Source organism: Corynebacterium sp. NML 120412 (assembly GCF_002285155.1).
In the GTDB taxonomy this organism is placed as follows: Bacteria; Actinomycetota; Actinomycetes; order Mycobacteriales; family Mycobacteriaceae; genus Corynebacterium; species Corynebacterium gottingense.
The window spans coordinates 1-5,506 of record NZ_NSGL01000012.1 but is presented as its reverse complement, the minus strand read 5'-3'; the positions used below and the strand labels follow the sequence as shown (position 1 = coordinate 5,506).

The 5,506-nt window shown below is 70.1% G+C and carries 7 protein-coding genes; 5 read left to right on the top strand and 2 right to left on the bottom strand.

Features of this window, described 5'->3' with window-relative positions:
* The coding region (locus CKJ84_RS11925; RefSeq protein ID WP_369801199.1) for a sensor histidine kinase at positions 1-389 on the top strand (389 nt) is incomplete at its 5' end.
* Positions 386-985, top strand: coding sequence for a response regulator transcription factor (locus CKJ84_RS11920; RefSeq protein ID WP_095278383.1), 600 nt, complete (start codon positions 386-388; stop codon positions 983-985). The genes CKJ84_RS11925 and CKJ84_RS11920, both read left to right, overlap by 4 nt.
* On the opposite strand, the gene CKJ84_RS11915 is transcribed toward CKJ84_RS11920, so the two are convergent.
* Entirely contained in the window at positions 982-2,172 is a 1,191-nt protein-coding gene (locus CKJ84_RS11915; protein WP_095547101.1) for a multidrug effflux MFS transporter, read from the bottom strand. The two genes, CKJ84_RS11920 and CKJ84_RS11915, sit on opposite strands and share 4 nt — an antisense overlap.
* A 17-nt stretch (positions 2,173-2,189) precedes the next feature.
* Here CKJ84_RS11915 and CKJ84_RS11910 point away from each other — a divergent pair, with 17 nt between their 5' ends.
* From CKJ84_RS11910 to CKJ84_RS11900, 3 genes are read left to right on the top strand one after another with little or no spacing between them, the layout of a single operon-like run.
* A complete protein-coding gene (locus CKJ84_RS11910; protein WP_095547100.1) occupies positions 2,190-2,726 on the top strand; it encodes a hypothetical protein in 537 nt (178 codons plus the stop codon).
* A complete protein-coding gene (locus CKJ84_RS11905) occupies positions 2,727-3,641 on the top strand; it encodes a hypothetical protein (RefSeq protein ID WP_095547099.1) in 915 nt (304 codons plus the stop codon).
* Positions 3,642-3,678: 37 nt separating this feature from the next.
* Positions 3,679-5,094, top strand: coding sequence for a hypothetical protein (locus CKJ84_RS11900; protein WP_095547098.1), 1,416 nt, complete (start codon positions 3,679-3,681; stop codon positions 5,092-5,094).
* Positions 5,095-5,101: 7 nt separating this feature from the next.
* On the opposite strand, the gene CKJ84_RS11895 is transcribed toward CKJ84_RS11900, so the two are convergent.
* Positions 5,102-5,506, bottom strand: a 405-nt coding sequence (locus tag CKJ84_RS11895) for a DUF202 domain-containing protein (RefSeq protein ID WP_233125719.1), incomplete at its 5' end; no start/stop codon positions are given.

Below are 5,506 nucleotides of genomic sequence, written 5' to 3'. Positions count from 1 at the left end.
TGACGCCGCGCCGCACCCTGCCGGAGCAGGTCCGGGCGCTGGCGCAGTCCGCGCAGGACCGGCAGCGCGCCCTCGGCGAGCCGCTGGAGGTGCAGGTCAACGTGGTGGACGTGGTCGGCCCTGCGGCGGAGGTGGTCGAGCGCGTGGTCCGCGAGGGCTTAAGTAACGTGGTGCGCCACGCGCACGCCTCGAAAGCCGTCGTGACGGTGGATAAGCTGGGCGACACCGTTACCGTCGACGTCTTTGATAACGGCCGCGGCATGTCCGGCAAGGAGGGCTTCGGCCTGCGCGGCCTGCGCGCCCGCGTGGAGGAGGCCGGCGGCGAGCTCTCGGTGGAGGGCAACGTGCTCGCGGCAACGCTCCCGATCCAACGCAAGGAGGCACCATGATCAGGGTCATGCTTATCGACGACCACCCGGTCGTCCGCGCCGGACTCCGCGCCGTCCTCGACTCCTTCGGCGACATCGAGGTCGTCGCCGAGGGCGCGGACGGCACCGCCGAGGTCCCCGACGGCGTGGACGTCATCGTCTCCGACATCCAGATGCCCAACGTGGACGGCATCGAGGTCACCCGGCGCGCCGTCGCCGCGGGCGGCCCGCCCGTGCTCATCCTCACCACCTACGACACGCAGGCCGACGTGGTCGCCGCCGTGGAGGCGGGCGCGCTCGGCTACCTGCTCAAGGACGCGCCCGAGCAGGAGCTTCATGACGCCGTGCTCAAGGCCGCCAGGCGCGAGCGGGTCCTTTCCGCGCAGGTGGCGGGCGTGCTGGCGGAGCGCGTGATGCGCCCGGAGGAGGCGCTGTCGGCCCGCGAGATCGAGATCCTGAAAGCCCTGCAGACCGGCGCCTCCAACAAGCAGATGGCGGCCAGCCTGTTCATCTCGGAGGCGACGGTGAAGACCCACCTCATCCACATCTACTCCAAGCTGGGCGTGGACAACCGGACCGCGGCGGTAGAGAAGGCCCGCGAGCGGCGGATTATTTAGGCGGCGTCCTCGCTGAGCTCGTGGGTGGTGGTGAGCAGCAGCACCGCGGCGAGCGCCAGGCCGGCGCAGATGAGGGTGCCCAGGCCCATGGAGCTCATGTGGTTCGTGCCCAGCGCGACGAGCGGGGGCACCGCGCCGGCGACGAGGAACTGGAAGAAGCCGAGGGCGCCCGAGCCGGCGCCGGCGCCGATGTCTCGGACCTCCTCGATCGCCAGGGCGGAGGCGTTGGCCATGACGAACCCGCCCATGAAGGAGAGGACCGCCAGGAAGGGAAGTACCCACAGGGAGGGCGTGGTGAAGGCGAAGGTGAGGAGGATGAGGGCGGCGATGGCGTCGATAAGCAATGCCCCGATGAGCAGCGTGCGGGGGTGGTAGCGCTTGAGCATGCGCATGTTCATCGTGTTGGACACCGGGATGAGCAGGGCCATGCCGCCGAAGATGAGCGCGTAGGTGGTGGCGCCCAGGCCGAGCTGCGACTGGAGGACCAGCGGGGACGCGGAGATGTAGGCGAAGAGGGCGCCGAAGCCGAGGCCGCCGGCGAGCATGAAGCCGACGAAGGCGGGGCGGCGCAGGCACTGCCACATGCGGGGGAAAAGGCTGCGCAGGGTGCCGGAGGAGCGGCCCTCGGCGGGCAGGGTTTCCGGCATGCGGAACGCCATGATGGCCTGGACGACGTTGATGGCGGTGAGGACCCAGAAGAGGCCTCGCCAGCCGACGACCGGCAGGAGCGCACCGCCGAGGACCGGGGCGATCGCGGGGACAAAGCCGGTCAGCGCCATGAGGCCCGACAGGGCGCGGGCGGCCTGGCGGCCCTTGGACACGTCTGCGACCACGGCGCGCGAGACCGCCTCGAGCGAGCCAGCGGCCAGGCCCTGCACGAAGCGTGCGGCGACGAGCAGCCAGATGCTCGGGGACACCGCGCACAGGACGGAGGCTGCGAGGAAGACGGCCGCCGCGCCGACGATCTGGGGCTTGCGGCCCGTACCGTCCGAGATCGCGCCGAACAGGAGGTTGCCCACCGCCATGCCCAGCATGAACCCGGTGATGGTCAGCTGCGCCACCGCGGGCGACGCGCCGAGCTCGCTGGCCAGCGACGGCATGCCCGGCAGGTACATATCAATGCCGAAGGGGGCGACAGAGGAGAAGAACGCGAGGGCGACAAGCAGCCCGGGTGAAAGTTTTTGCACGCAGGTACCATACCTGTATGAGCACTGAGATGAGCAACGTAGTCGGCGCGTGGCGCTCCATCGAGGTACCGCAGGCGCCCGAGGCGCTGGGTGCCGCCGCCTCCGTCGAACTCTCCGACGGCGAGCTGCGCTACGGCGAGCTGGCCCTGCAATTTGCGGGGGCTGCTGGGGGCGCCGAGCCGTTTACCCCGGAGCCGTTCACGCTGCGCTCCGTGACTACCCGTGTCTCCGGGGAGGCGCGCGTGGTGGCCGGCTCCCTCTTCGGCCAGACCTCTCCCCTGCCCACCCCGGACTCGCTGGTCGCGGCGGTGCTCGCGCTCGAGCCTGGTGCGGAAGTCGCCTTCACCTGCGACGAGGCGTTGGAGTACGGCGTCGTCGCTTGCTCGGGCGGCATCGAGTACGACAACACCCCGGTCCCGGCCGGGTCCTGCGGCCGCACGCAGGCGGGCGCGTCCACCCACGCGGTGGCGAATACCTCGCAGGAGCGCGCGTACGCGGTGCTCCTCGGCGGCAACCCGGCGGACCGCGCTGGCGCAGCCCGTCCGTCCGAGTAAGTGCGCGGCACGCTCCCGCCGCCCGGCCCCGCGTGGGGCGGCAGCGTGATGGGCACCTCGCTGATGGCCACGCTCATGGTCACCAGCGGCTACCCGGCCGTGGCCTGGGTGTTCGCGGTGCTCGGCGCGCTGATCTTCCTGGTGCTGCTGGGCGGTTTCCTGGTCTACCGCAGCCCCCGCTTCCGCCAGGACCTCATGGCTCCGTGGGCGATGTGGTTCATCGGCACGATGGCGTTGGGCACCGCGTGGACCAAGCTGACCGGCGCCGAGTGGTGCATCTTGCTCGGGTTTTGGGTGGGCGCGCCGCTGTGCGTGGTGGCCTACGTCAACCAGCTGCGCAGGTTCTCCGGGGTGCCCAACTTTGCGTGGGGGCTGCCCCTGGTCGGGCCCATCATGGCGTCCAATACGGCGGGGACAATCAGCGCGCTGACGGGCAGTCGGTGGTACGCCGTGTTGGGCATTGTCTTCATGGCTATGTCGGTGCTCGCCGCCTACCCGGTCTTTGCCCGCGTGTACGTGGCCGCGCTGCGCGGGGAGGCAGACATCAGCGGTCCGAGCGCGGCGACGACGTGGATTCCGCTTGGGGTGGTGGGGCAGTCGACGTCGGCAATCGCCCTGCTCTTCGGCGCCCGCGCGGAGATACTCGTGGGCAGTGCGCTGGTGGCGCTGGCGGTGCCGATGATGCTGTTTGCCATGTGGCACTTCTACCCCGCCGTGGCCCGGTGGGTGGACTACTCGCCGGCGTGGTGGGCCTCCACCTTCCCCACGGGCGCGATCGGGGTGGGCGGCTACACGCTCGCGCAGGCGTGGGGCATCGACTGGATGAACGCGGTGGCGACGATGCTCCCCGCGCTGCTGGTGCTGCACTGGGGGTTGTGCGCGGCGCGCTTCGTGTCGTGGCGGTGCGGCCATTAGCGGGTAAGGGTGGCCGGGCCCACGTAAGGTGAAGAGCATGATCATCACAATGCTGTTCACCGTGGAGGGGTCCCAGCCCGAGATCAGCCGGTGTGTCAACGTGGAACCACACATTGATCTGAGCCGATTGGCGCAGATTATCGACGCATCACTCGGGTTTTCGGGGGTGGCCGGTCACTTGTTTATTCACCAGGAGGGGGAGCACTCCGCCGACAACGAGGTCTACGCCGAGAACCCGGGCGCCGGGGAGCGGTCCATGACCTCCATGACCGTGGGCGAGATGCCGCCGATGCTGTACGTCTACGACCCGGCCGCCAACTGGAACGTGCACGTCAGGCGGCTCGGCGAGTCGCAGCTGGAGGGGCCCACTCCCCTACTCATCCACGCGCAGGGGCCGGACGTGGTGGAGACCGCGAACGGGCCGGAGATGATGACGCGCTTCCACGAGGAGGCGCGGAACCTGGCCGCCGGGCTGCCGCCGAACATGGAGGTCACGCCCCTGCTGCTCAGCTACCTGCCGGTGATGACGCCGGAGCGGATGCTGGACCGGCTCAGCGTGGTCGACCCCGTGGCGGTGGCCACCCGCATGGGCTTTGTCAGCGAGGAGCTGGGCACCAACCTGGGTGGGCTCCCCGGTGGGCCGTTCGACGGCGACTCCTTCGACCCCGGTCCCTTTGATGACGCCTTCGAGCAGGGGTTCGCGGCGGGCTTCGGGGACGAGCCGGAGGCGACGCCAATGCGCGAGCTGATCCACAAGTTCCTCGACGACCGCCCGGACCTGCAGGAAATCCTGGAGACGGACCCGAACGCGCAGGACAACCCGGTGCTCGTGGAGGCGTTCTCGGAGTTTTTTGATCGCACGATCGCCGAGATGGGCGGCGTCGACGCGGCGATGGAGGCGTTCGGCGTGGAACGCGCTGAGGTCCCCGGCCCGCGCTCCGCGGACATGCACGCCCCGAAGGGGTTCTCGCCGGTGCTCGCGCAGTACCTGGAGGTGCTCGGGCCGGAGGCACCGCTCACGGTGCGCGGCAACCTCAAGGTCGCCGTGGTGCGCGAGCTCGTGCGCATGCTGGGGCTGCCGGTCTACCCCACCCAGCCGCGAGAAGACACGTGGGAGGCGGTCCAGCTGGGTCGCGTGCTGCTCGAGGAGCTCGGCCTCGTGGCCCAGGAGGGCTCCAACCTGGTGCGCACCGCGGCCGGCGAGCGGTTCCTCAACAATCCGTCCCTGGCCGGCCAAGAGGCAACGATCCACGCGCTGTTCGCCGAGTACTTCTCCCCGTTCGTCTGGCGGCAGACCGTCGAGGTGCTGCGCAGCACCGACTCGTCCGGGGCCTCACCGATGGCGGAGCACACGCTGGACACCCTCATGGTGCTAGGCGGGATCTACGCGATGGGCGACGTCAACGTGATCACGGAGGAGTTGCTCGCGGTGATTGACCCGGGGGCTCGCTAATCGACGCTCACGCAGCCGCCAGCACCACGTAAATCCCCAACCCGCCGAGCACGCACATGGCCAGCGTGGTTGCCGCGACGCCCACCGTGTTCGGCGCCGAGCGCTCGTTGGCCAGGTGGATCGCCTCGAGCCGGTACGCGCGGCGCTGCAGCAGCATCGTCACCGTGCCCATCACCGTGAGCAGGACGATGACGGTGAAGATGACCCCCGGGTAGGCGCTGGACCAGCGCAGCAGCACGGATGCGCAGACGAGCATGGCCAGGGCGGTGCGCCCCCAGCTCAAGGAGGTGCGCTCGGCCTGCAGCCCGGGGTCGGCGAGCGGGATCGGCCGCGTCTGCTGCCCCATCAGGTCAGGCTGACCAGGACGACGACGGCGGCGAGGAAGATGCCCACGCCGAGGACGGGCACGATC